This window comes from Priestia koreensis (assembly GCF_001274935.1).
Classification (GTDB): domain Bacteria; phylum Bacillota; class Bacilli; order Bacillales; family Bacillaceae_H; genus Bacillus_AG; species Bacillus_AG koreensis.
The window spans coordinates 327887-353259 of sequence record NZ_LILC01000037.1 but is presented as its reverse complement, the minus strand read 5'-3'; the positions used below and the strand labels follow the sequence as shown (position 1 = coordinate 353259).

Annotated in this window: 19 protein-coding genes; 9 read left to right on the top strand and 10 right to left on the bottom strand. The window is 40.0% G+C overall.

Features of this window, described 5'->3' with window-relative positions; translation table 11 throughout:
* Nucleotides 1-113: 113 nt before the first annotated feature.
* Nucleotides 114-1562 carry a DEAD/DEAH box helicase gene (locus AMD01_RS23140; RefSeq protein WP_053403812.1) on the top strand — a complete coding sequence of 483 codons (1449 nt, stop codon included), beginning with the start codon at nt 114-116 and terminating at the stop codon, nt 1560-1562.
* A 60-nt stretch (nt 1563-1622) separates the two neighbouring features.
* Here AMD01_RS23140 and AMD01_RS24365 read toward each other — a convergent pair whose 3' ends face one another.
* The 4 genes from AMD01_RS24365 to AMD01_RS23120 all read right to left on the bottom strand — a co-directional run bounded on the left by AMD01_RS24365 (nt 1623) and on the right by AMD01_RS23120 (nt 5010).
* The gene (locus tag AMD01_RS24365) at nt 1623-1805 is read right to left on the bottom strand and encodes a hypothetical protein (protein ID WP_157052836.1); all 183 of its coding nucleotides are present in this window, start codon (nt 1803-1805) and stop codon (nt 1623-1625) included.
* A 394-nt stretch (nt 1806-2199) separates the two neighbouring features.
* Nucleotides 2200-3141, bottom strand: coding sequence for a Gfo/Idh/MocA family protein (locus AMD01_RS23130; protein WP_053403810.1), 942 nt, complete (start codon nt 3139-3141; stop codon nt 2200-2202).
* A 65-nt stretch (nt 3142-3206) separates the two neighbouring features.
* On the bottom strand, nt 3207-4439 hold the full coding sequence (gene pepT / locus AMD01_RS23125) for a peptidase T (RefSeq protein ID WP_053403809.1): 1233 nt from the start codon (nt 4437-4439) through the stop codon (nt 3207-3209).
* A gap of 97 nt (nt 4440-4536) precedes the next feature.
* Nucleotides 4537-5010 (bottom strand): acetylglutamate kinase, encoded by a 474-nt coding sequence (locus AMD01_RS23120; protein WP_157052835.1) that lies wholly within the window; start codon nt 5008-5010, stop codon nt 4537-4539.
* A gap of 318 nt (nt 5011-5328) precedes the next feature.
* Between AMD01_RS23120 and nei the strand changes: the two genes are divergently transcribed.
* Nucleotides 5329-6156: an endonuclease VIII gene (nei, locus tag AMD01_RS23115; RefSeq protein WP_053403807.1), complete on the top strand. Its 828-nt coding sequence runs from the start codon at nt 5329-5331 to the stop codon at nt 6154-6156.
* Nucleotides 6157-6174: 18 nt separating this feature from the next.
* Here nei and AMD01_RS23110 read toward each other — a convergent pair whose 3' ends face one another.
* On the bottom strand, nt 6175-7635 hold the full coding sequence (locus AMD01_RS23110; protein WP_053403806.1) for an alpha-amylase: 1461 nt from the start codon (nt 7633-7635) through the stop codon (nt 6175-6177).
* 172 nt (nt 7636-7807) lie between these two features.
* On the opposite strand from AMD01_RS23110, the gene AMD01_RS23105 reads away from it, so the two are divergent.
* The 4 genes from AMD01_RS23105 (at nt 7808) to AMD01_RS23090 (ending at nt 13633) form a co-directional block, all read left to right on the top strand.
* Nucleotides 7808-9880, top strand: coding sequence for a methyl-accepting chemotaxis protein (locus tag AMD01_RS23105; protein ID WP_053403805.1), 2073 nt, complete (start codon nt 7808-7810; stop codon nt 9878-9880).
* Nucleotides 9881-10029: 149 nt separating this feature from the next.
* A complete protein-coding gene (locus AMD01_RS23100; RefSeq protein WP_053403844.1) occupies nt 10030-11601 on the top strand; it encodes an FMN-binding glutamate synthase family protein in 1572 nt (523 codons plus the stop codon).
* A gap of 143 nt (nt 11602-11744) precedes the next feature.
* On the top strand, nt 11745-12941 hold the full coding sequence (locus AMD01_RS23095) for a class I SAM-dependent rRNA methyltransferase (protein ID WP_053403804.1): 1197 nt from the start codon (nt 11745-11747) through the stop codon (nt 12939-12941).
* Nucleotides 12938-13633, top strand: a complete 696-nt coding sequence (locus AMD01_RS23090; RefSeq protein WP_053403803.1) for a pseudouridine synthase — start codon at nt 12938-12940, stop codon at nt 13631-13633. Before AMD01_RS23095 ends, AMD01_RS23090 begins: the two co-directional genes overlap by 4 nt.
* Nucleotides 13634-13668: 35 nt before the next feature.
* Here AMD01_RS23090 and AMD01_RS23085 read toward each other — a convergent pair whose 3' ends face one another.
* Nucleotides 13669-14139: a hypothetical protein gene (locus AMD01_RS23085; RefSeq protein ID WP_053403802.1), complete on the bottom strand. Its 471-nt coding sequence runs from the start codon at nt 14137-14139 to the stop codon at nt 13669-13671.
* Nucleotides 14140-14209: 70 nt separating this feature from the next.
* Complete coding sequence (locus AMD01_RS23080) at nt 14210-15055, bottom strand: MurR/RpiR family transcriptional regulator (RefSeq protein ID WP_053403801.1); 846 nt, start codon at nt 15053-15055, stop codon at nt 14210-14212.
* A 149-nt stretch (nt 15056-15204) separates the two neighbouring features.
* Between AMD01_RS23080 and gnd the strand changes: the two genes are divergently transcribed.
* Nucleotides 15205-16101, top strand: coding sequence for a phosphogluconate dehydrogenase (NAD(+)-dependent, decarboxylating) (gene gnd / locus AMD01_RS23075; protein WP_053403800.1), 897 nt, complete (start codon nt 15205-15207; stop codon nt 16099-16101).
* A 146-nt stretch (nt 16102-16247) separates the two neighbouring features.
* Nucleotides 16248-17771 (top strand): gluconokinase, encoded by a 1524-nt coding sequence (gene gntK, locus AMD01_RS23070; protein WP_211263422.1) that lies wholly within the window; start codon nt 16248-16250, stop codon nt 17769-17771.
* Between the two features lie 588 nt (nt 17772-18359).
* On the opposite strand, the gene AMD01_RS23060 is transcribed toward gntK, so the two are convergent.
* A complete protein-coding gene (locus tag AMD01_RS23060) occupies nt 18360-19541 on the bottom strand; it encodes a NupC/NupG family nucleoside CNT transporter (protein ID WP_053403797.1) in 1182 nt (393 codons plus the stop codon).
* 434 nt (nt 19542-19975) lie between these two features.
* Nucleotides 19976-21247 carry a dicarboxylate/amino acid:cation symporter gene (locus AMD01_RS23055; RefSeq protein ID WP_053403796.1) on the bottom strand — a complete coding sequence of 424 codons (1272 nt, stop codon included), beginning with the start codon at nt 21245-21247 and terminating at the stop codon, nt 19976-19978.
* 326 nt (nt 21248-21573) lie between these two features.
* Here AMD01_RS23055 and helD point away from each other — a divergent pair, with 326 nt between their 5' ends.
* Complete coding sequence (helD, locus tag AMD01_RS23050) at nt 21574-23883, top strand: RNA polymerase recycling motor HelD (protein WP_053403795.1); 2310 nt, start codon at nt 21574-21576, stop codon at nt 23881-23883.
* A gap of 33 nt (nt 23884-23916) precedes the next feature.
* Here the strand turns inward: helD and AMD01_RS23045 are convergent, their stop codons facing one another.
* Nucleotides 23917-25233 carry a purine-cytosine permease family protein gene (locus tag AMD01_RS23045; RefSeq protein WP_053403794.1) on the bottom strand — a complete coding sequence of 439 codons (1317 nt, stop codon included), beginning with the start codon at nt 25231-25233 and terminating at the stop codon, nt 23917-23919.
* Between the last annotated feature and the right edge of the window lie 140 nt (nt 25234-25373).

Sequence of the window (25373 nt, the reverse complement as noted above, 5' to 3'; positions counted from 1 at the left end):
CATTCATTAACTTACTCTTTATGATTATACCGACACTACTAGATCATTTAAAGTATAATAAAACATAGCCTGTAGATTAGATGCTACAGCAAATAAGGAAAATGAGGTTATCTATGAATATAAATGGTTTTCAACAATATAAATTAAGCCCAGAAATTACGGACGCTCTTGAGCGCTTGCATTATACAACGCCAACTGAAGTTCAGGAAAAAGTTCTTCCAGTTGCGTTAGAAGAAAAAGACATCATCGTAAAGTCTCAAACGGGAAGCGGAAAAACGGCTGCATTCGGCATTCCTTTATGTGAGTTAGTGGAGTGGAAAGAAAATAAGCCACAGGCACTTGTTTTAACACCGACAAGAGAGCTAGCGGCTCAAGTTCAAGAGGATATTACGAATATCGGCCGCTTAAAGCGAATTAAAGCTGTAGCGGTTTATGGAAAACAACCTTTCCATCGCCAAAAGCTTGAGTTAAAGCAAAAAACACACATTGTCGTCGGAACGCCAGGGCGTGTCCTAGATCACCTTGAAAAAGGCACATTAACAGTAGATGCACTTCGTTATCTCATTATCGATGAAGCGGATGAGATGCTGAATATGGGTTTCATTGAGCAAGTAGAAGCTATCATCAACAAACTTCCTAGTCAGCGTACGACAATGCTATTTTCTGCCACGCTGCCTCCTGATATTAAAAGCTTGAGCGATCGGTACATGGACCATCCAGAGCGAGTAGAAATCGCTGCGTCAGGCTTAACGGCTGAAAAAATTGAGCATGCTCTCTACGTCACACCGGAAAGAGAAAAATTGTCTTTATTATACGATGTAACAACCGTTGAAAATCCAGATAGTTGCATCATTTTTTGCCGTACGCAAGAGCGCGTGGAAGATTTGTTTGAACGACTAGATCGCGCTGGTTATCCGTGTGATAAGCTTCACGGGGGAATGGTGCAAGAAGATCGATTTGAAGTAATGGAGGATTTCAAACGCGGGACATTTCGCTACCTCGTTGCGACAGATGTAGCAGCAAGAGGAATCGATATCGAGAACATTACGCACGTTATTAACTACGATCTTCCGATGGAAAAGGAAAGCTATGTTCACAGAACGGGTAGAACAGGACGAGCTGGTCATACAGGGAAAGCCATAACGTTTGTGACGCCTTATGAAGAAGAACGATTTGTAAGTAGTATTGAGGAATATATTGGATTTGAAATTCCGCGTCTTGATCCACCTACTTCTGAACAAGTAGATGAAGCTACAGATGCTTTCAAGGAAAAAGTAAGTGAAGTCCCAGATCTAAAAGAAGAAAAGGGAGCAGAGCTAAACGAAGACATTATGAAGCTTTATTTTAATGGCGGTAAAAAGAAGAAGCTTCGAGCGGTTGATTTTGTGGGTACTATTGCTAAGCTTGATGGTGTCGAAGCAAGCGATATAGGGATTATTACCATTCAGGATATTCTAACCTATGTGGAGATTCTAAATGGAAAAGGCCCAACGGTACTAAAACAAATGAAGTATACGACGATTAAAGGAAAACAGTTGAAAGTACATGAAGCTCGAAATTAGAGTGCACGGTTTCTGACCATGAAAAAGGAGAGTCGAATTTCGAGGCAACTGAAAAAGTCCTTAAGTGATTGCGTTCATAACGGAGTGGGTTGATTTCCACTCTAGGTCGCTTCGCTTTCCGCGGGGCGTGCGGTGAGCCTCCTCGTTGCTCTGCGGGGTCTCACCTGTCACGCTAATCCCGCAGGAGTCTCGCATCTTCCGTTCCAAACAACCTAGAGCGACTGCATCAGATAGAACGGCCAAGTTCCCATTTTGAAAGGAACTTGGCCGTTTTTTGCTTGATAATAAAAAAACTCTGTTTATTCAAAAGGATGCTTCCAATGATTCCGTTTAATTGAAGGCAATGGAACATACTGAACACGCACCTTTTCAAAGAGGGGCATACTTTAAGGAGAAATCCGAAGAACGGTCTAAAATTGAAGGAAAGAATAGCGAATTAAAGCATAGATATAGGTCTCGTTGGCATGGAAATGCAAGGGACAGGGACCATTTGCACCATCACCCTAAAAAGAATGAAGAAAAAGCTGGATCTATTCTATTTTATGGAATAGATCCAGCTTTTTTGTCTTATCTTCTACTGATCATCTAAAAATCCGAAGTTTTTCAGTGGACTCTCGAATTCTGACTCTCTTTTCTGTTATGCGCGTAATTTCTCTAAAACAATCTGCGCGTCATAGCCTGCTTTAAAATCAATCAACGTTGCTTCTTTACCTTCGATTGCAGCTACTAAATGATCAGCAAGTGAACTTGTCAGTTTCTCGTTCGGTTCGATCGTTGTAATCGGACTACCAATTTTTCCGCCTTCAAGGTCTGCCCAGTTCAGAAGCGAGAGGGTGCCTTCTGTTCCATATGCTGTAAAGCGAATTTCCTCCTCACCCGCAATATGGCTTAATCCGTCCACGATAAGTGGCGTTTCGTCCTCAAGCTGTAGATGAGCAAGAATGCCGCGCTCACTTGCTGTCGGATCTTCGGGGTATTGTGTATCCACGTTCATCACATTGACGTTACCAAAGATGCGCTGAATTTGCTGAATGTAGTGTACGCCTACTTCTAAAACAAATCCTCCTTGTTCACGGCTTGCAATCCATTCATTTTGTTGCCAAGGTCTTGGCCACTGAGGAAAGCGCAATTTTACTTCTACACGTCTCACATCTCCGACAAAACCATCTTGAATAAGTTGTGCGAAGGTGTTGCTTCCTGCGCTGTAATTTAACGGGAAGTTCATTGCATGAATGATTCCTTTTTCATGTGCGCGTTCATACAAATCACGTGCTTCTTCAATTGAATTGGCTAGAGGCTTTTCGCATAGAATATGAATTCCTTTGCTTATTACATCTAAGGCAATAGCATGATGATACTTAGGAGGAACCGCTACGTATACGAGATCTAAGTCCAGTGACTCTAACATCTCTTTATGAGACTGAAAAGCTTGTACATTCTCAAGCTGTTGCTTAGTCGAAAGCAAGCGCTCCGCGTTTTGATCACAGATGGCTACAATCGTAATAGAAGGGTGTTGCAAAAATCCGTTTACTAAGCGTTGCCCAATAGCACCTAAACCTATAATTCCAATGTTAATCATCGTGTAGACCCCCAATAGTATGTATAGAAGAAATAAGCTAGCGTCTGCTAGCTTATTTCTTCGTATTATGCTTGTTCTTCAAATAATTTTGCGATTTCTACAATTACGTTCGTTGCTTTTAACATCGTATCAACAGAAGCATATTCGTAGCGTCCGTGGAAGTTTTCGCCGCCGGTAAAGATATTAGGCGTTGGTAACCCCATGTAAGAAAGCTGTGAACCATCTGTTCCACCACGGATTGGCGAGATTTTAGGTTCAATCTCTAGGTTTTTCATCGCCTTGTAGGCAATATCTACGATTTCTTTTACAGGTTCGATCTTTTCTTTCATGTTGAAATATTGATCTTTGATTTCTAATGTAACACGTTCTTCTCCATACACTTCTTGAAGTTCTTGCGCTGCTTTTTGCATCACTTCTTTGCGCGCCGCAAACTGATTTTTGTCAAAGTCACGAATGATATATTGAAGCTTCGTTTCTTCGACATCGCCACTCATGGAAAGCAAATGATAAAAGCCTTCGTAGCCTTCAGTCGATTCGGGTGCTTCTTCGACTGGTAGCTTTTGATTAAATTCCATCGCAATTTTTGTGGAGTTAATCATTTTCCCTTTTGCCGTACCTGGATGAATGTTTTTCCCTTTTACTACTAGCGTAGCGCCTGCAGCGTTAAAGCTTTCATATTCTAATTCACCTAATGGGCCACCATCGACTGTGTAAGCAAATTTTGCACCAAAGGCTTGTACATCAAACTTATGAGGCCCACGCCCGATCTCTTCATCTGGTGTGAACGCAACGCGAACCTTCCCATGCTTGATTTCAGGATGCTTAATTAAATAAGCCATCGCCGTCATGATTTCTGTAATGCCGGCCTTGTTATCAGCACCTAATAGCGTTGTGCCATCGGTTGTAATTAGGGTATGGCCTTTGTAGTTATGTAGATTAGGAAAATCGTTTGGTGAAAGGACAATACGTAAATCTTCGTTTAATACAATATCGCTCCCGTCGTAATTTTCAATAACCTGAGGCTTCACATTTTTCCCGGTGAAATCAGTCGCTGTATCAACATGAGCTAAAAATCCGATCGTTGGAACGTCTTTTTCTGTATTAGAAGGTAAAGTTGCCATCACGTAGCCATTGTCATCAATCGTCACTTCGTGCATCCCAATTTCTTTCAATTCTTCTACAAGCATATTGGCAAGAGTTAATTGTCCAGGTGTAGACGGGCAAGTCTCGCTTTCACTATCTGACTGTGTATCAACCTGTACGTAGGTTGACAGGCGTTTAATTAGTTCGTCTTTCATATGTTCCACTCCTTTTGATCATTTACTACCATTTTATCACGCAAAAAGAGCAACAACACGTTTGGTGTTTATGAATAGGTTAAAAAATTTTAATATTCTAATTCTTGTTGGTGTATAGAAGAATTTTATAAAAGAGCGAGGATATTTTGAGAGCTTGTTCTTCAATCTGGTCATAGATGGTAATGCTTGAATAAAAGTGACCGCTTAAGATAAAGACGGACGCTGTTTTAAGAAGGGTTAAATAGTGTGCAAAAATCTGTTGAAACGATTCATTTGGTTGATAAGGATGAATTTCATAAAGGAAGTCAGCAAGGTGATGGGCGTTTAAAAACCAGTCGTGCTCAATTTTTTCAGCTTCTGCGGCATTCTCTTTTGATGATCTTACTAGTTCAATCATCATTTGAAGGTGCTTTTGAAGAAGCTTAGTCAATTGATCACCTTTTTCCTTTCCGCAGTATTCTGCAAATAAAGAGCCCATATCAAGAGCATTCCGGAACAGTCTTGTTGCTGTGAGAGACTCATCAGGAAGGTCAAAAGCGATACTGATCATGACCATTCGTGTCCAAGCCATTTGTCCTGTCCACAATAGGTGTAGCTTTGTTTGAATCTTTTTACTGATTTTGTTTCGATGTGAAGGGGGAATAATAGAAGGAAGAATTGGTTTTGTGAAAGATGCCGTAGATAAAAAGGAATGGCAGGGGCAAAGCCAGCTTGAACGAGCAGAACCGTTTGTGCTCGTAGTTGTGTTCACATAATAAATGGGAATATATGAAACAAAATAGCACATTGGACAATGCAACTCCTTTAAGGAATTTGACTTTCTATACTAAGATAAATACATTGTAAAAATGTTGAACTACTATGTTCATATGAAGAAAGGAAGTTAACTATGCCAGAAGGTCCTGAAATTAGACGAGCAGCCGACCAGGTTGAAAAAGCACTTGTTTCGTTTCCAGTTCACGAATTATCTTTTGCCTTTCCACATCTTCAAGAATACGAGGAGATGTTTGCAGGAGCTCATGTAAAACGTGTCGATACGAAGGGGAAAGCAATGTTGATTCGATTTGATAATGGTTATACGATTTATTCTCATAACCAGCTGTATGGGAAATGGTATGTACGATCAGCTTATCATTATCCAAAAACAAATCGCCAGCTAAGGCTCGCGATTCATAATGAAAAGAAGTCAGCGTTACTTTATAGCGCATCAGATATCGAGGTGCTGCGTGATGAAGAGGTAGATGCTCATCCCTTTATTTCAAAAGTAGGACCTGATATTTTAAGTGAAGATGTAACCACGTTGCAGTTGCTTGAGAGAATGAAATCAAAGCGCTTTTATAAGAGAAAGTGGACATCTCTTTTATTGGATCAAGCATTTGTAGCGGGAATTGGAAACTACTTGCGCAGCGAAATTTTATTTGTGGCTGGGATTCATCCAGACCTCCGTCCGGTAGATTGTACAGAAGAACAGCTTCAAAAAGCAGCAAGCGCGATTATTGAATTAACAAAGCGTTCATATGAGACAGGTGGGATTACCAATGATGTGGCCCTTGCGAATAAGTTAAAAGAAAAAGGTCTTACTCGTGCCAAGTATCGACATTGGGTATTTAATCGAGAAGGTCAAGCCTGCCGCATAGATGGAACTGAAATCATTAAAATCGTTGCTGCTTCAAGAAGATGCTACTATTGTCCAACGTGCCAACCGAAGCGAGGCTGACTGTTATTTGTCAGCCTCTTATTCTTCTGTAGGGAGAGCCCAAACGGAAACACTTCCACCGTTTACTGGAAACGTAGCGAAGCCGTCTTCTTCAATTGTAATCGTATCCTCTCGATTACCGGTAAGATCCTTCCATTCTTCCCCTGCACGATTTTCCCCAACCAACATTCTTTTCTCACCGTTTTCACCATTCGATAGAATGACTGCACACCCTGAGCCTGATATCTCATCGATTCCTCGGCGAACCCAGCCGATTGTGTTTGGATGATCAAAGTAATCATGCTGCTCGCCGTATGCTTTCTCGTAGCGAGCATAAAGCAGAGGATCGATGGCTTCTTTCTTTCCTTCTATCGGCTCGTCCCCGTTAATGCCTAAGTAATCTCCGTAAAATAGGCAAGGATAGCCGTCAGCACGAAGTAAAATGAGGGCATACGCGCTTTGCTTAAACCAGTCGTCTATCCACGATTCTAGGGATTCATTTGGCTGTGAATCATGGTTATCCACAAACGTAACGGCTTGGAGAGGATTCGTTTGGACGAGTGTATCATTGAATATAGTCGTTAAATCAAAATCTCGTCCCATTTTAGAGGCCTCATGAAGATTGTAGTGGAGCATCACATCAAATAAATCGAGCTGATAATCGACGTTATTTAAGAATTCCTCACAAGCCTGCAAATCGTTGTTCCAAAATTCACCGAATATATAAAAAGGGCGGTTAGCTGTGTCTGTTACTTCCTTCACAAATGATTCCACAAAGCGGTGATCGATATGTTTGATCGCATCTAATCTGTATCCGTCGCACCCAAGCGTTTCCTGTAGCCATTTTCCCCATTTAATCATTTCTTCTTTGACTTCTGGGTGTGAGTAATCGATGTTCGCAAACATCAAATAATCATAGTTTCCAAATTCGTCATCCACACGGTTATTCCATGATTTGTTTTCCCCTAAAATGCGAAACACGCCTTTTTTTCCTGTCTTCTGATCAAAGTCTGTTCCGTTAAAGTGATTAAAATTCCAAGTGAAAGAAGAATACTTCTGTTCTCGGTTCGGGAAGGTAAATTTCGTCCAGCCCTCTATATCAAACGGTTCGGAAATTTCCGTTTCTCGGTCGTTAGGATCTACTTCAATGACTTGAAATGTTTCGGTTTCATCGGCAGCGGCCTTATGATTCATTACTACATCCACATACACGTTAATTCCATGATCATGACAGGCTTTAATGGCTTCCTCTAGCTCTTCTTTTGTTCCGTATTTGGTTCGTCGTTCTCCTTTTTGATCAAATTCACCCAAATCGTATAAATCGTAGACAGCATATCCAGTATCTTGCGGAGATTCTGCCTTTGTGATGGGGGGAATCCACACCGAATCAATTCCTCGCTTCTTTAATTCAGGTGCCCACTCTTTTAGGTGGTTCCAGTGCTCTCCATCTGCTTCAATATGCCATTCAAAGAACTGTATCATCGTGTGATTACGTTCCATATTACCCCCTCCTTATTTAAAGGCTATATTCCCATTAATTTTCAAAAAATAACCTAGAGACCCTGCCAAATGAAAAATATTTTTCATCTGACCTTCCAGAACATTGAATTTTTGAAAAAAAGATACGATATATCTAGTAAATACTTAACTTAATAACTAACGGAGGAACAAGATGAACTGGTTTAAAAATCTAAAGCTGGCTCGACGAATGAGTTTACTAATTAGCTTACTAATGCTTATTTCCTTTGGAATAGCTGTAGCATATGAGCTTCAGCTAACATATAAAGGAAACTTAGGGAAAGGACAAGCTTTTGCTGAGCAGGAGGCTGTTGTGAATTCAGGTAAAGTGCAACAGCTCCTAGATTCGGGTAAGCAAACGCTAGATAATCTCAATGTAACCATTAATACGTTAAGGCAAGACAATCAGCTAAGCAGGGAACAAGTTATAGCTTTGTTAGAGGCAAAATTAAAGTCAACGCCTCAGCTTTTGGGACTCTATACGATATGGGAACCAAATGCCTTTGATGGAAAGGACAAGCAGTACGTAAATAAAGAGGGATATGATTCTACGGGGCGTTTGCTTCCTTACGTTGTACGATCAGGAGATAAAATCACGGTTACTCCCCTTCATAATTATGACAAAGAAGGAGAAGGGGACTGGTATTTAGTTCCGAAAGACACAAAGAAACCGCTGTTGCTAGATCCGTATGACTATGATGGTGTAACGATGACTTCGTTAATTGTTCCTATTTTGGACGATAAAGGGCAATTTCTCGGCATTCTCGGAGCCGATTTTGCACTAAATTCGTTACAGGACTTTATTGAAGGCATTAAGCCACTTGGGGGCCATTCTAATTTAATCTCTAGTAATGGTCATTATGTAGAAAACAGTGAAAACGAGAAGAAAAATTTAAAACTTGTCGAATCAAAAAAGATCCGTGATCAATTAAATAAAGGAAAAGTATTGAAAGAGAATGATGATAAATACATTCATATTTATCAACCAATCTCGACTACAGGACTAGATAATACGTATTGGACATTTGAACTAGTTGTTCCGAAATCCGTTATTTTAAAGGACTATTATGATATTCAAAATGCTTCTCTTATTATGATCGTCGTTACGCTACTAGTTGTCATTCTCGTTGTTGTACTAGTTGTACGAAGCGCAACAAAGCCTATTGAACATGCAGTACAAGTAGTAAAAGAGATTGCAGATGGAAATTTGCGTGCAAAGATTGATGCAAAGTATCTTAATAATGACGAAGTAGGACAGCTAGGTAAGTCACTAAATGGAATGGTTGATCAGCTGGCCGTTATTTTTACTGATATTCGTCAAAGCTCTGAGCAGGTGGCGGCTACTTCAGAAGAGCTAACGGCGAGCGCAGAGGAGAATAGCCGTGCAACGGAACAAATTGCTCGTTCTACCCAAGAACTAGCAACGGGTGGGGAGAGACAGGTATCAAGTGCACAGGAGGCGACTGAAATTGTTGGTCGCGTTTCGACGGGAATGAACGAAGCTTCACAATCTATGAAGCAAGTATCTCAGCTAATTGAAAAGGGAAATGAAAGTGCCCAATCTGGAAATAAAATTGTGTTCGAAACCGTCGATAAGATGAATCATGTTCAGGAGAAGATTTTATCTGCTCAAGAGGTGGTTAATTTCCTAGGTAAAAAATCAAAAGAGATTGATCAAATTGTAACGTTTATTACGCAAATTTCGGATCAAACGAATTTGCTGTCACTAAATGCTGCCATTGAAGCCGCTCGTGCAGGAGAGCATGGAAAAGGGTTTGCGGTTGTAGCAAGTGAAGTGAGAAAGCTAGCAGAACAATCGGGAAAAGCTGCGGAGGAAATTCGAGAGCTCATTCAGCATATTCAGTCTGAAACAAAACGAGCTGTTCAGTCAATGAACGATAGCACCTCAGCAATGACAGACGGATTGGCAAATGTGAAGATAAGCGGAGAGTCTTTCAAAGCGCTGGCAGATATTATGATTGAAGTTCAAGCACAATCGGAACAAGTTTCGGAGGTAGTCGCAGATACCAGTCAACAATCGTTGATAATGGTTGAAAATATGAATGAAATGAAGGGAATTTCTGAACAAGCATCTGGAAATACCCATCAGCTTGCTTCATCAGCTGAAGAGCAAAGTGCTTCAATGGAGGAAATTGCTGCGGTAGCGGATTCTCTCAGCACAATGTCACAAAATCTCCAGCAAGCGATTAATAGATTTACCTTCTAAGAAGAGATAAAAAGACATGACGATGATCATGTCTTTTTATTTTCGCCCTTTGGTCTAGTTAATTCAGTTTGAGCATAACATTTTGTGGTAAAAAACCATAGGAAGGAATTATTTGGATGATCCAAAAGGGGGAAACAGAAGACGTGAGTATGACGACGGCCATATTATTTGTGTTAACCGCTATTATTGTGTTAGCTATTTTACTTCCAGCTATTTTTTTATTTGTTTTATGGCGAAGAGACGAAAGACAAGAAGAGCATGCTGTTTTACGAAACTATCCTCTATTAGGAAAGATGCGATACATCTTGGAAAAGATGGGTCCTGAATTACGTCAATATTTGTTTCTAAACAACAATGAGGCAAAACCATTTTCCCGAAATGACTATCAGCAAACGGTGATGTCTGGAAAATACAAGGAGCGGATAATGGGGTTTGGCTCTGAGCGAAATTTTGATGAAGCTGGTTATTTTATTCGAAATTCATTGTTTCCAAAGCAAAAAGGAGAGCTAGCCATTGATAACGAGCCGAAGGTAAAAACGAAGCTCTATAAAATCGACCAAGACAATTTGTTTCGACGTAAAGAACATCGCGAGGATGCGACGGCAGCTCCTTTTTTATTAACGGATGAGAATGCAGTTATTATTGGGGAGCACACGTGCAGGTCTCCATTTATCGTTAAGGGCTTGGTAGGGCAGTCCGCAATGAGTTACGGTGCATTAGGGGACCGTGCTATTACGGCTCTCTCAATTGGCTTACATCGGGCACATGGTGCGTGGATGAACACAGGAGAAGGTGGTCTTTCAGATCATCATTTAAAAGGCGGCGTAGATATTATCTTTCAAATTGGCCCCGGACTTTTTGGTGTCCGAACGAAAGAAGGGGAGTTCTCGTGGGAGGATTTTAAGAAGAAAAGTGACATGAAGGAAATTAAGGCATTCGAATTAAAACTAGCACAAGGAGCAAAGACAAGAGGTGGGCACGTAGATGGAGCAAAGGTAACGCCAGAAATTGCCCGAATCCGGAACGTAGAGGTTGGAAAATCAATTGATAGCCCAAACCGATTTAATGAGTTTCATACACCAAAGGAGATGCTAGATTTTATTCAACAACTACGTGAAGTGGGTGGGAAGCCTGTTGGGATTAAAATTGTCGTAGGGAATACGAATGAATTAGAAGAGCTTATCTCATACATGGCGACAAATGACGTAACACCAGACTTTATTACAGTAGACGGGGGAGAGGGAGGAACGGGAGCATCTTTTCATGAATTGGCAGATGTAGCAGGCGTTCCAATTCGTTCAGCTCTTCCTATCGTTGATGAACTGTTAACTAAATACGATATTCGCCATAAGGTAAAAATCTTTGCCTCAGGAAAGCTACTAACGCCTGATAAAATGGCCATTGCTTTATGTTTGGGAGCAGATCTTATCAATGTAGCGCGTGGTTTTATGTTTTCAGTTGGGTGTATCCAAGCCCAAGTATGTCATACAAATAATTGTCCGGTCGGTGTTGCTACGACCGATCCTAAGTTACAAAAAGCATTAAGTGTCGAAGAGAAATCTTACCGGGTTAGTAACTATGTTTTATCCGTACGTGAAGGGTTATTCAATTTAGCAGCTGCCGCAGGCGTAGACTCGCCAACGAAATTGACGAGAGAACACGTTGTGTATCAAACAGCGAACGGTGAACTATTTCCTGTAAAACCTGCTGTTTCTTCTTAAGAGATCGGTCTTATACGATCTCTTTTTTTGACGGTTTGATAGATGAAAAAGCAATTCGACCTTTACAAGAAGAAAGTGGTATGATTCGATTAGGTGATTGGAAAAGATGAAAAAAGCAAGTAATTATAGATTGGATGGATAATATGCAAAATCAATATACGATGGTAGTAGGGCCGAAACACGCTGAGAAATTCAAAAAAGGATATCCGCTTATTGAAAAAGAAGCTCTTCAAGACGTAGAAGAACTACAAGAAGAAGGAGCAATTCTCCACTTAGTCGATCAAAAAAACCGCTTTATTGGTATTGGATACTACGGGAAGCAAAATAAAGGGTACGGCTGGATGTTAAGTCGAAAAGAAGGAGAAGTAATTGATCAATCTTTCTTTTATAAACGATTAAAGTCTGCGATTGCCAATCGAAAATCCTTTTTCGAGGATGCTAATACAACGGCCTTTCGCGTATTTAATGGTGAAGGCGATGGTGTTGGCGGGGTAACCATTGAATATTTTGATGGCTACTACGTAATCAATTGGTACAGCGAAGGTATTTATCAATTTAAGGACGATATTATTAATGCGCTAAAAGGATTAGTAGACTTCAAAGGCATTTATGAGAAAAAACGCTTTGATACAAAGGGTAAGTACGTAGAAGACGATGATTTTGTGACGGGAGAACGTGGGGAGTTCCCGCTGATCGTAAAAGAGAACGGTGTAAACTTCGCGGTCTATTTAAATGAAGGCGCAATGGTAGGTGTTTTCCTCGATCAGCGAAACGTTCGAAAACAAATTCGTGATGTGTATGCCAAAGGCAAAAATGTTCTTAATATGTTTTCCTACACAGGTGCATTTTCCGTATTTGCAGCAGTCGGTGGAGCAAGTAAGACAACTAGCGTCGATGTAGCAAATCGAAGCCTCGCTAAAACGATTGAGCAATTTAGTTTAAATGGTGTCGACTATGAAGCACAGGATATTATTGTAGATGATGTATTCAAGTATTTTAAATTTGCTGCGAAAAAGAACTTATCGTATGACCTTGTCATTTTAGATCCACCAAGCTTTGCGAAAACAAAAAAGCATACGTTTAGTGCAGCGAAGGATTATAAAAACTTATTAAAAGATACAATTGCGATTACAGAAAATGGTGGGGTAATTGTTGCGTCAACAAACGCAAGTAACTTTGATATGAATCGTTTTAAGACGTTCATTGATGCGGCATTTAAAGAAACGAACGGTAAATATAAAATTTTAGAAGAGCATACGCTTCCTGAAGACTTTAAAACGATCACAGAATTTAAGCAAGGGGATTACTTGAAGGTCGTATTTATTAAAAAGATCAAATGAGAATCAATAAGTACGTTAGCTTAACGGGTTTTTGCTCAAGGCGACAAACAGACCGCCTAATAGAGGAAGGACGTATTACCATTAACGGACGAATCTGTGAGCCGGGTGATGAGGTAGAGGCTTCTGATCTTGTGCTCATCGATCATCAGCCTATTCCTATAAAGGCAGACCCGATTTATTTATTGCTCAACAAGCCTGTTGGGGTTACATGTACGGCAGCGCCACATGTCCAAGGAAATATTATGGACTTTATGAATTTTCCTGAGCGGATTTTCCCTGTTGGTCGTTTGGACAAGGCCTCCCAAGGATTAATTATTATGACGAACGACGGAGACATCGTGAATCGTATTATGCGTTCTGAGCATGATCATGAGAAGGAGTACGTGGTCACGTTAGAGCGCCCCTACGATGATGAATTCTTGAGGAAAATGGGAGAGGGCGTAGCGATCTTAGGAACGATTACGAAGCCGTGCAAAGTAACTCGTGTTGATGAGCATACGTTCACGATTGTTCTTACTCAAGGACTTAACCGGCAAATTCGTCGCATGAGTAAGGAACTTGGTCACAAGGTTATGAGGCTCGAACGGATTCGCATTATGAATCTTCATTTAGACGGTTTGAAGGACGGAGAATGGCGAGAATTCTCAGCGGAAGAACGCAAGGAACTGTTTCGTCTTCTTGGTCAAGAATAAAAGAAACCCCATGGAGTTTTCCATGGGGTTGTTTCTTATAGGCGCTTGAAGCCTTCTTCTGTTAAGTATTCAGCCGCATCTTCATACGTGCTAAACATATTATCAAGGTTAAGGCCAGCGTATATGTTCCACATACCATCTTCTTGTAACAAGATGAGCACTTGGTCACCTTCTCCAACCCATTTCTCTTCTTTCTCATCGCCCACAATGGCAGCTTCAGCTGCGCTCTTTGGAGCCAATGATTGAATAGATCGCTGAATGATCGTACGTAGTTCGTCTGCTGAGAACTCACGAATGTTAGTCATTCCTTTGTCGTTAACGTCGTATCCGCTTAAAAACTCAGCGTAAACAAAGCCATTTCCGTTTGGATGCAAATGATAAACAACGTTCTTTTTATCATACGCACTTTCTTCATATTGAAAATTCACTCGTTTAAGTGAAACATTATTTCGTGTAAGTTCTTCAAATGATTCAATAACTGCTAATTTTTCTTCAAAAGTGAGCATAAAGCCTCCACATAATAAAATATTTGATTGGTTGATTATATCATAAGCTCTTCAAATGCCCAAAGTTCTTTTAAATACGTGTTTCCGAAATCGCCTCTCTTACTCGTTCTAACGATTTCTGGGCTTCCTCTTTGTTTAAAATCATCATATTCACATATAGTGCGTCAATTAGACTGAGCTGTCCTATACGTGAAGCAAGGGCTTCAGAGCGGTATTCTGTTTCTTCTGAGCTTGTAAATAACGCAACGTCTACTTTTTGACTAATAGGAGACTTCGGAAAGCCAGTAATACCGATCGCTTTTGCTCCTGCTTTTTTCGCTACGTTTAAAATATTGATCGTATCCTTATTCGTTCCTGAGTGCGAAATGACAACCGCAACGTCATCGGGACCTAACTGGGAAGCAGACATGATTTGAAAATGGGAATCCGTAAAAGAAAACGCTTTAATTCCTGCCCGCACAAATTTGTGGTAAGCATCCATCGCAATTACTGATGAACCACCTGTACCGTAAAACTCAACGCGATTTGCTTTTAAAAGAAGATGAACTGCTTTTTGAATGGAATCATAATCGAGCATCTGAAGCGTATTTTCAAGGGTCTGAATGTTCGACTTGAAAATTTTTTCCGCCACGGTTTTTTCGTTATCATCTTCTTTAATTTCCTCATGTATTTGTGTGATAGGAGCCATGACTTCAGAAGCAAGTGCGATTTTCATTGCTTGATATCCTTTAAACCCAATACGCTTACAAAAACGGAAAACAGTTGCTTCAGCTACATTTAAATCATCCGCTAACTCATTAATCGTACTATGAATGATGGATTCAGGATTTTTTAAAATGAAATCTGCAACTTGCTTTTCTTTTTCGCTAAATCGTGCATAATGGGACCGTATTTTTCCTAAGCAATTCTGCGTCATAATAACCGTTCTCCTTTGCCTAATTACGTAAATGAAGTATAGCATAAATTGTAATATGAAAAAAAATTTCTTGCAAGCGATTGCAATATGAAAAAATTTTCGTATAATAGAGATAGAGCGAAAATTTTTTTCAGAAGGAGCTTTTTAACATGCAATTAGGAATTATCGGTTTAGGTAAAATGGGATACAACTTATCTCAAAATCTATTAGACAATAAACACGAAGTAGTAGCTTTTGACGTAAATCAAGAAGCAGTAAAAACAATTTCTGACTTAGGCGCAACAGGGGCATCTTCTGTAGCAGATTTAGTTTCTAAGCTATCAAGCCCAAAAGTAGTATGGGTAATGGTTCCAGCTGGCCCTATTACTGAAAATGTTTTAGTAGAATTAAAAGAGTTATTAAATGAGAACGACATCGTAATCGATGGAGGAAACTCTAACTATAAAGAATCTTTACGTCGTGCAGCAGAATTAAAAGAAGCTGGCATTCACTTCCTAGACGTAGGTACAAGTGGTGGTATGGAAGGTGCTCGTAACGGATCTTGCACAATGATCGGTGGAAACAAAGAAGCATTCGCAACAGTAGAGCAAATCTTCAAAGACATTTGCGTAGAGAACGGTTACCTATATGCTGGTGAAAGCGGAAGCGGACACTATCTAAAAATGGTTCATAACGGAATTGAGTACGGCATGATGCAAGCAATCGCTGAAGGCTTTGAAGTATTAGAAAAAAGCCCGTTCGATTATGACTATGAAAAAGTAGCACGCGTTTGGAACAATGGTTCAGTTATTCGTTCATGGTTAATGGAATTAACAGAAAATGCATTCTCAAAAGATGCGAAGCTAGAAGGCATCCGTGGTGTTATGCAATCTTCTGGTGAAGGAAAATGGACAGTAGAAGAAGCATTAGATCTTCAAACAGCGACACCAGTTATTGCACTTTCCTTAATGATGCGTTATCGTTCATTAGAAGATGATACGTTCACAGGTAAAGTTGTAGCAGCACTACGCAACGAATTTGGTGGACATAGCGTCGTTAAAAAATAAGAGGCCTTTTCAACATAGTGTTTTAAAAATAGCCCTAGAACAAAAATAGAGAAGTTCGATTGCTTCTCTATTTTTCGTTCATACCTGAAAAGGCTTTCAAACAAGCAGGATGTTTTTAGGGGGAATAAGATATGAGTCAGAAATACATGATTGGCGTTGACATCGGTACAACAAGCACGAAGTCCGTTCTTTTTCGTAAAGACGGATCAATGGTGGCTAGACACGGGATCGAATATCCGTTGTTTTCTCCAACACCGCTTACAGCAGAACAAGATCCTGAAGAAATTTTTCAAGCTGTTATTCAGACGGTAAAAAAAGTTATTCAAAAGTCAGATGTTTCGTCAGATGATATTTTATTCGTTTCATTTAGCTCTGCGATGCATAGCTTAATTGCAGTGAATGAACAAGGAAAGCCATTGACGAATTGTATTACATGGGCGGACAACAGAAGTGCCCAATGGGCGGAGAAAATTAAGGATGAATGGAACGGTCATGAAATTTACCTTCGTACGGGAACACCAATTCATCCAATGTCACCGTTATCCAAATTAACATGGTTACGTCATGAAAAAACCGACTTATTCGCTTCGGCACATAAATTTATTTCGATTAAGGAATATATTTTCTATAAATTGTTTAATGAATACGTCATTGATTATTCTATTGCTTCTGCGACAGGACTGTTTAATTTGAAAGAACTGAACTGGGATGAAGAGGCTCTTCATGTAGCGGGTGTTACTCCTGATCGTCTCTCTAATCCAGTGCCTACTACTTACAAGATCGAGGGGTTAGATCAAGATTTTGCTGTTGAAATGGGCTTAAACCCTTCCACACCATTCATCGTCGGAGCAAGTGACGGGGTATTATCAAATCTCGGTGTTAATGCTATCGACCCAGGCGTTGTAGCGGTGACAATTGGGACAAGTGGAGCAATTCGCACAGTCACAGATAAACCTGTAACAGATCCAAAAGGACGCATTTTCTGCTATGCGCTGACAGAGGATAAATGGGTAATCGGTGGTCCTGTGAACAACGGGGGAATGATTTTCCGTTGGGTTCGAGATCAATTAGGTGCTTCAGAAGTTGAAGCAGCAAAACGTCTTGGTATGGACCCGTATGACCTTCTAACTGAAATTGCTTCAAGAGTGAAGCCAGGTGCGGACGGACTATTATTCCATCCATACTTAGCTGGTGAACGAGCACCTTTATGGGATGCAAACGCTAGAGGATCTTTCTTTGGTTTAGGCCTGCATCATAAAAAAGAACACCTTATTCGTGCTGTATTAGAAGGGGTTATTTTTAACCTTTACACAGTATTGCTAGCGCTTGAAGAGTTGATTGGTGAGCCAACACAGATTCAGGCAACGGGAGGGTTTGCCCGTTCTGAACTGTGGAGACAGATGATGGCTGACATTTTCAATCAAAAGCTTTCGGTTCCGGAGAGTTTTGAAAGTTCTTGTTTAGGTGCTGTCATTTTAGGTTTGTATGGTTTAGGGGAGATTGATTCATTGGATGTGGTGAAAGAGATGGTTGGAACAACGAATCATCATACGCCAAATCCAGAGAATGTGGAGATTTATAAGGAGTTAGCTCCTATTTTTGTACGTGTTTCTCGCGTGTTGAAGGACGAGTACAGAAGCATCACCGCCTTCCAAAAATCCCACGTATAATTTAGGATCCACTTGAACAAAACCCCCTAACGGAAGAGCTGTTAGGGGGTTTTGTTCAAGCATAAGCGGATGGCGACCTCCCTTACGGGCTGTCACCATCCGCTTATGTGAACCTTTTAGGGCTTTGTGGGTGCTTTCTATCGCCCTGCGTTGCGGGCTGGAGCCTTTTTTTTGAGGGAGAGTTCGGAGGAGTTTTTTTGTGAGAGAAGGGCTTTTGTGGGTGAGTGCTATTGCCCTGCGTGGCGGGCTGGAGCCTTTTTTTGAGGGAGAGTTCGGAGGCGCTTTTTTGAGAGATAAGAGCTTTTGTGGGTAGGTTTCATCGCCCTGCGTGGCGGGCTGGAGCCTTTTTTTAAAGGGAGAGTTCGGAGGAGTTTTTTTAAGAGGGAAGGGCTTTTGTGGGTGAGTGCTATCGCCCTGCGTGGCGGGCTGGAGCCTTTTTTTGAGGGAGATTTCAGAGGCACTTTTTTGAGAGAGAAGGGCTTTGTGAGTAGTAGACATTGCCCTGCGTTGCGGGCTGGGAGGTCCTTTTTTGGGGGCGTAATAAAATAAAAGCACTTCCTTTTTGTAGGAAGTGCTTTTAGTGATGAATTAAAGAATGAAACTTACGATAACGGCTGATAGGAAGCTTACTAGTGTTGCGCCGTAGAGAAGTTTTAGTCCGAATCGTGCTACTGTGTTTCCTTGTTTTTCGCTTAGTCCTTTTACTGCTCCTGCAATAATTCCGATCGAGGAGAAGTTAGCGAAAGATACGAGGAAGATGGAGATGATTCCAACAGTACGACTACTTAGTCCGTTTGCGATGTCTGTTAGGCTCATCATCGCAACAAATTCATTCGTTACGAGTTTTGTTGCCATAATTCCACCGGCTTTGACGATTTCAGATCCTGGAATCCCCATTAGGAAAGCAAATGGAGCGAATATGTAGCCGAGAATTTCTTGGAAGCTAATACCAAACACAAGGTCAAATACGTTGTTAATAGCAGCGATTAGTGCCACGAATCCGATTAGCATTGCACCAACAATAATGGCAACTTTGAATCCGTCTAAGATATACTCTCCGAGCATTTCGAAGAAGCTTTGTTTGTGCTCGTCTTGAATTTCTAGAATATCTTCTTTTTCATCTACTTCGTAAGGGTTAATAATAGAAGAGATAATAAAGCCACCAAATAAATTAATTACGATTGCGGTTACAACATATTTTGGTTCGATCATCGTCATGTATGCACCAACGATTGACATCGAAACCGTAGACATAGCAGAAGCACAAAGCGTATATAGACGGTGTTCAGGAAGTTTGTCTAGTTGCTTTTTTACTGTAATAAATACTTCAGATTGTCCTACCATAGCAGAAGCTACTGCGTTATAGGATTCTAGTTTCCCCATACCATTTACTTTGCTTAATAGTAATCCGATGCCTCTCATGAATAATGGAAGTATTTTGAAATACTGAAAAATTCCGATCAAGACCGAAATGAAGACGATAGGGAGTAATACACTTAAGAAAAAGGGAGCCTGTCCTTTGTTAGCAATCCCTCCGAATACGAAATCCACACCAGAACCAGCGTATGCTAGAAGTTTATCAAAGACAGCTGCAATCGCTTTGATAATAACTAAGCCAAAGCGTGTATTTAATAACACATACGATAAAACGAGTTGAATGCCGATCATTAAAATGATCGGCTTGTACTTAATACGCTTACGATCTTTACTTGCGACCCAAGCTAATGCTAACACGACCAGTAATCCTATAATTGCAATTAAGTATTTCATTTTAGCCTCCAGTACCTTTTATATTTATATACAGTCATTATTAAGAATAATGAGCTTGTCACAAACTTTATCTTTGAGGTTTCTTTTTAAAAGAGAGGATACTATTCTTTTGCCCTTAAGGGACTATTTTCATGTAAGCCTGGTATGTACGTATAGCATAACACGATGAAGGAATTGTTTTTTTATTATAACATCCAATTTGAGGGTCTGATGTCATACATCTACCGAAATGAATATATAATAGTAACTTTTATAAGTCAATATCATTTGAGAAGGACGGTCATAAAAATCAGTTGGATAAATATTGAAATAGTAATTGCATCGAATAAAAATGCATAGTAGTAAATGAAGACAGTGTTAGAGGTTTTAAAAACGCTTCTCAGTTCATCATAAAATAAAAAGGCTGATCACCCATGGGTAATCAGCCTTTTCGATCAAGAAGCTATGTTTTTTGATGAATGAAATGATTGTTTTAACCAATTCTTCCCTTCTACTAGTCGCGTAACTAGCATTGCACAAACAGTGTTTCCTGTAGAGTTTAACAACGTTGCAGGGGCATCAATAATCGTACTAATGACAGCGATAATTGGTAATACTTCTGGTGGGAAACCAAAAACGCTTAAAATCAGCATTTCACCAATCATTCCTCCGCCAGGAATTGCACCCATAACGGCTCCTACCAGGAATGCAACGGCTAAGATACTTAAAATGTTTGTGAAATTTGTCATATCTTTTCCGAATAAAGTGAACAAGAAAACGATTTTTAACACGCCACCGAACACAGAACCGTCTTTATGTGTATTAGCACCTAATGGAATAATCGTTTCTGCAATATCATTCGGTACACCCATCTTTTTAACAGACGTTAAATTTACAGGAATACTTGCAGCGCTAGAGCACGTTGCAATAGCTGTAACAGAAGGCGCTAATGCGTGTTTCCAGAAAACTTTTACGCCTAATTTCCCACCAGCAATAAATGCATAAAGGGTGAAGAAACCAAAGTAATAAATAACGGCTAGGATTAAATATAAGATAAATGCTCTTACATATCCTTCGAGAATTTGAGGGCCAAGTTCACCAATCACAGATGCGAAATAACATCCAAGACCAATTGGTGCGTAATACATTACGACATTGACCATTTTCATCATTACTGTCGATCCAGATGATAAGAAAGCTGCTACAGGTCTCCCTTTTTCCTTTGCTAAAACGGTCGCAAAACCAAATAAAACAGAAAAAACGATGAGCTGTAGCATGTTAGATTTTGAGAACAGCATCGAAAAATCGGAAACAGTAAAGGTGTTAACAAGCTGAGCTAAAAATGATACATCTTCAGACGGCTTAGAAACATCAGTCTTCTCCATTAATTCTTTTAACGCTGATACATCTGTATGAGCTAAAGGGTTCATCACAGAAGTTCCGGCAAAACCGATAACCGCTGCAACAATAGCAGTAACAACAAACACAAGAAAAATACTTCCGATAATTTTTCCGAAACGTTTTACTCCATCCATATTGGCAATAGCTGACGAAATGCTAAAGAAAACGAGTGGAATAATAATCATAAACATAAGATTTAAAAATAAATCCCCAAACGGCTTTACAATGGATGTTTTGGTTCCAAATAAAAGTCCTGCGGCTCCGCCGATGATGATGGAGGCTAGCAATAGAAGGGAAGATCGATAATTTTTAAAGAACGATCCCAAGATGTTCACTACCTTTCCTAACTAGGTTTACGTGCTTAGAAAAGCACAACCTCTTAAGCATAGTGGTTTGGCTGGGATTCGAAAAGCTTTTTTTTTAAAAAAGAAAGGTGTTTCACATGAAACATTTTGGAAGGAACAAAAAATAAGTAGTGTTATCAAGAGGAAGCGGAAAATAAGATTGATTAAGGACATAGAGATGTGGTACTATGGGGAAATAACGTGTCTTTATTTAAAAATAATTATATATATCCTATCTTAAATTATATAGCAAAATAAATTCATTGTCAAGCAGGATAGGATAAAGAAATTCCTAGAGGAGTGTTGAGATGAGAGATGTAACAAATGAGATGAAACTTGAGATGGCACGCATCGAACGTATTAAGTCAGAAATAAGTCATAAGGAGACTCAACTTCTTCAAGGTGCAGGAGGGGTTCAAGAGGACATTCTTCATTTACGCAAAAACTTCTGGGAAGACGTAACGGTAAATACGGATGAGCCAGATGATCTGATCGAGACGCATGCAAGCATTAAGCAACAAGCAGAAATGTTAGCCGAACGTGAACGAAGTCATGGGCAAGCAACGAAGCAGATCAAAACATTGAGTAAGTTGAAGAACTCTCCTTATTTCGGTCGAATTGATTTTGTTGAGGATAGTGAGGAACAAGTAGAGGACATTTATATTGGCATTGCTTCATTAATGGATCGAGACGATCAGGAGTTTCTTATTTATGACTGGAGAGCACCTATTTCGAGCCTTTATTATGATTACTCACCTGGATATGCAGAGTACGAAACACCGACAGAGACGATACATGGGGAAATGGTGTTGAAGCGTCAATATGTCATCAAAGAAGGTAAATTGAAAAACATGTTTGATACAGGAATCACCATAGGAGATCAGATGCTTCAAGAGGTGTTGAGCAATCAGGCAAATCAGCAAATGAAGAGTATTGTGGCTACCATTCAAAAAGAGCAAAACGAAATCATTCGAAATGAGCGCAGTAAAACGCTAATTGTGCAAGGTGTAGCGGGAAGCGGTAAAACATCCGCAGCTTTACAGCGTATTGCCTACCTGCTCTATCGTCATCGTAATTCGCTTCAGTCATCTAACATTATGCTGTTCTCACCTAATTTAATGTTCAATAGCTATGTGGCGACCGTTCTCCCTGAGCTTGGTGAAGATAATATGCAGCAAGACACGTTTCAAAAATACATGGAACGAAAAATCAGCAGAAGAATAGACGTTGAAAGTCCGTTTGAGCAGATGGAGTACGTGCTTACAGAACATCAGCACTCGCATTACAAGCAGAGAATACAAAACATTGACTTAAAATCCAGTATCGCATTCAAGGATATAATAGACCAGTTTATTGAGAACTTATCAAACGCGGGATTGGTATTTCGTCATATAAAATTTCGTGGGGAGCTTCTACTCTCTGCTGAAGAAATCGAACATCATTTTTATTCGCTTGACCGAGCAATTAGCATTCCGAACCGAATGGAACTTGTGGCGGCGTGGTTGAAAAAGAAACTACGACAATTTGAGAAAGAACAAGTGACAAAGGACTGGGTACTAGAGGAAGTGGAGCTTTCCGATAAGGAAACGTATTTAAGAGCTTACCGCAAACTTCAAAACGAACAGCGTTTTGAAAAGGATACATTTGATGATTTTGAGCAAGAGCAAGCCCTTTTAGCAAGAGAATTAGTGAAGAAGAAGTTCAAACCGCTGTATAAGCAGGTCCAAGCGATGCGTTTCGTAAATGAATTTTCTGTGTATCGTCGTCTGAATCAAGTGCTTGAATCAATTGAAGGCTATAAGGAAGTAGGGGAACTTACGCAAGAGTATCTGAACAAAGGGGTTTTACTCTATGAGGACATGACACCGTATCTGTATTTGCAAGACCGGTTGAAAGGAAAATCAATTGACCCTCTCATTAAGCACCTTTTTATTGATGAAGCCCAGGATTATAATGCATTTCAAATGGCTTATTTGCAGTACTTGTTTCCACATGCCAAAATGACTCTGTTAGGTGATTTTAATCAGGCTGTGTATGCTCATTCACGTCATAAAACAAACCTTTTAGAGGAGTTTCATGAAGAAGATCAAGCACGAATTGAACTGACACAGAGCTATCGTTCGACAAGGCAAATTGTTGAATTTACACGATCACTTATTCCGAACGGAGAGGCTATTAAGCCTTTTAACCGAAGTGGGTTATTACCGGTTGTGACAGAAATAGATGAAAAAAATTCTATTTATGAACATCTTAAAGGTAAAATCATGAAACTTAAAAAAGCGAATCATGAAACTATTGCAATTATTTGTAAAACGGAAAAGGAATGCAAAGAAGTAATGGACCTTTTAGGAACCGACTTGAAAATAAAACACATCACACCGAAAACCCAAGATTTTGAAAGAGGGATTCTTGTCCTCCCTATCTATCTTGCAAAGGGAATTGAGTTTGATGCAGTTCTTATTTATAACGGATCAAATAAGAATTATGGGAGCTCCTTTGATCGATATTTACTTTATACGGCTTGTACGAGAGCGATGCATGAATTGTATGTTTTTTCAATCGGGAGAAAAAGCAAATGGATCGAAGCTGTACCAGCTGATTCCTATATTGAAGAGTAATGACAATGGAGGCTCTAATAAGAGCCTCTGTTTTTATAAAGGTGAGAGATCTCTAGCTTTTCCGCTTACGAAACGTTTTGTCAATCCGTAGCTGATAAACGTGAGAACGAACAAAGTGAAGCCAGGTGAGTACTGATCTGGGACGAAAAAGTAGATGAGCGCTCCAATCAATGCATGACCAATGGCTAATTTATTTATGTTTTTTGTTTGAATCGGAATGAGCGTCCTTTTATTGATCCATAAAAACTCAGCCACAATGACCGCAGATAGGGGAACGACGAAAGCCCCGAGCATTGAAATGTATGTTTTGGCTTCGCTAACTAATTGAGGAAGGGTACTTAATGCGATTCCTAACAAGCCAAACAAAATAGCTGCCTTAATTCGTCCAAGTGCAGGAAGGCTATTTAGCAAGCTTAATCCACCGGTATAAGCATTGCTGAGATTAATCGAGATCATGGAGATCATAGAGCAAATAACCATTAAACCAACAACTACTGATGACGTAGTCAGCGTACTTGTCGCAATAAATGGATTTTCGTTTTGGAACAATCCTGCTCCTAGAGTAGCTAGCACAGCTGTCATCATAAACCCTAACACGTTCCCTACGTAAAGCCCCCAGAAGCCGTGTGTTCCTGTTTTAGCATAGCGTGTAATATCTGAAGATGATGTCACACCAGATATGTATTGAATAAAGGCAAGACTTGCATAAAATAAACAGGTTGAAAACGAACACTCATGAGCGCCATGTGTCAATGAAATGGAAGATGCTTGTAAGGAGCGGATGAACAACCATAAAATGACGACTTGACCGATTAGCAGTAAAGGGAAAAATTGCTTTGTTACTTTTTTTACCGCCTCAAAACCAATGAGAGCGAGTATCGCCATGATCGTGCTTAGGATAATGGCTAGCATCGTAAAAGGAACGTGAACATGAAAGTAAGAAAGTAGCATTTTTTGAATGACATAGCTTCCTCCTACAGTTTGAACGCTAAACCAATACAAGGAAGTGATGGTTCGAATAGGAGAAGAAATCCATTGGGCCCCTTTTACGCCTAAAAATGAGCGCATCGCGTACTGAGCAGGAATTCCGTACCTTGCTCCTGGTAAAGATAAATAAGAAACGAGTAAAAATGCCACGGCTGCTCCGATTGTTGTACTAAGAACGGCCGCCAAAATTGATAAATGCCCTTGAAGCACGGCAAGTGCAGGAACTAAAAAGTTGCCTGCGTTCACTGAAAAGGTTGCTTGAATAAATGAATACTCATACCAGCGTGTTTGCTGAAGCTCTTGGGGAATTGATTCTAACCCAAATCTTTCGAAACGAAGCTGTCTCTTTTGTACTTCTGCCATACATCCTCCGCCTTTTTAACGTACGAAAATAAATGATCATATCTATTATAAGAATAAATGTGCAGGATAGAAATGAAATTCTTATTGGGACATGTTGAAATGCAGAAAAACTTTTTCATCATAAAAATCGTTGTTTTTCA

Excerpts from the sequence above, each read along its gene's own strand:
- AMD01_RS23140 (WP_053403812.1), top strand. The coding sequence starts at position 114 with ATGAATATAAATGGTTTTCAACAATATAAATTAAGCCCAGAAATTACG.
- AMD01_RS23130 (WP_053403810.1), bottom strand. The coding sequence starts at position 3,141 with ATGATTAACATTGGAATTATAGGTTTAGGTGCTATTGGGCAACGCTTA.
- pepT (WP_053403809.1), bottom strand. The coding sequence starts at position 4,439 with ATGAAAGACGAACTAATTAAACGCCTGTCAACCTACGTACAGGTTGAT.
- AMD01_RS23120 (WP_157052835.1), bottom strand. The coding sequence starts at position 5,010 with ATGGCTTGGACACGAATGGTCATGATCAGTATCGCTTTTGACCTTCCT.
- nei (WP_053403807.1), top strand. The coding sequence starts at position 5,329 with ATGCCAGAAGGTCCTGAAATTAGACGAGCAGCCGACCAGGTTGAAAAA.
- AMD01_RS23110 (WP_053403806.1), bottom strand. The coding sequence starts at position 7,635 with ATGGAACGTAATCACACGATGATACAGTTCTTTGAATGGCATATTGAA.
- AMD01_RS23105 (WP_053403805.1), top strand. The coding sequence starts at position 7,808 with ATGAACTGGTTTAAAAATCTAAAGCTGGCTCGACGAATGAGTTTACTA.
- AMD01_RS23100 (WP_053403844.1), top strand. The coding sequence starts at position 10,030 with ATGACGACGGCCATATTATTTGTGTTAACCGCTATTATTGTGTTAGCT.
- AMD01_RS23095 (WP_053403804.1), top strand. The coding sequence starts at position 11,745 with ATGCAAAATCAATATACGATGGTAGTAGGGCCGAAACACGCTGAGAAA.
- AMD01_RS23090 (WP_053403803.1), top strand. The coding sequence starts at position 12,938 with ATGAGAATCAATAAGTACGTTAGCTTAACGGGTTTTTGCTCAAGGCGA.
- AMD01_RS23085 (WP_053403802.1), bottom strand. The coding sequence starts at position 14,139 with ATGCTCACTTTTGAAGAAAAATTAGCAGTTATTGAATCATTTGAAGAA.
- AMD01_RS23080 (WP_053403801.1), bottom strand. The coding sequence starts at position 15,055 with ATGACGCAGAATTGCTTAGGAAAAATACGGTCCCATTATGCACGATTT.
- gnd (WP_053403800.1), top strand. The coding sequence starts at position 15,205 with ATGCAATTAGGAATTATCGGTTTAGGTAAAATGGGATACAACTTATCT.
- gntK (WP_211263422.1), top strand. The coding sequence starts at position 16,248 with ATGATTGGCGTTGACATCGGTACAACAAGCACGAAGTCCGTTCTTTTT.
- AMD01_RS23060 (WP_053403797.1), bottom strand. The coding sequence starts at position 19,541 with ATGAAATACTTAATTGCAATTATAGGATTACTGGTCGTGTTAGCATTA.
- helD (WP_053403795.1), top strand. The coding sequence starts at position 21,574 with ATGAGAGATGTAACAAATGAGATGAAACTTGAGATGGCACGCATCGAA.
- AMD01_RS23045 (WP_053403794.1), bottom strand. The coding sequence starts at position 25,233 with ATGGCAGAAGTACAAAAGAGACAGCTTCGTTTCGAAAGATTTGGGTTA.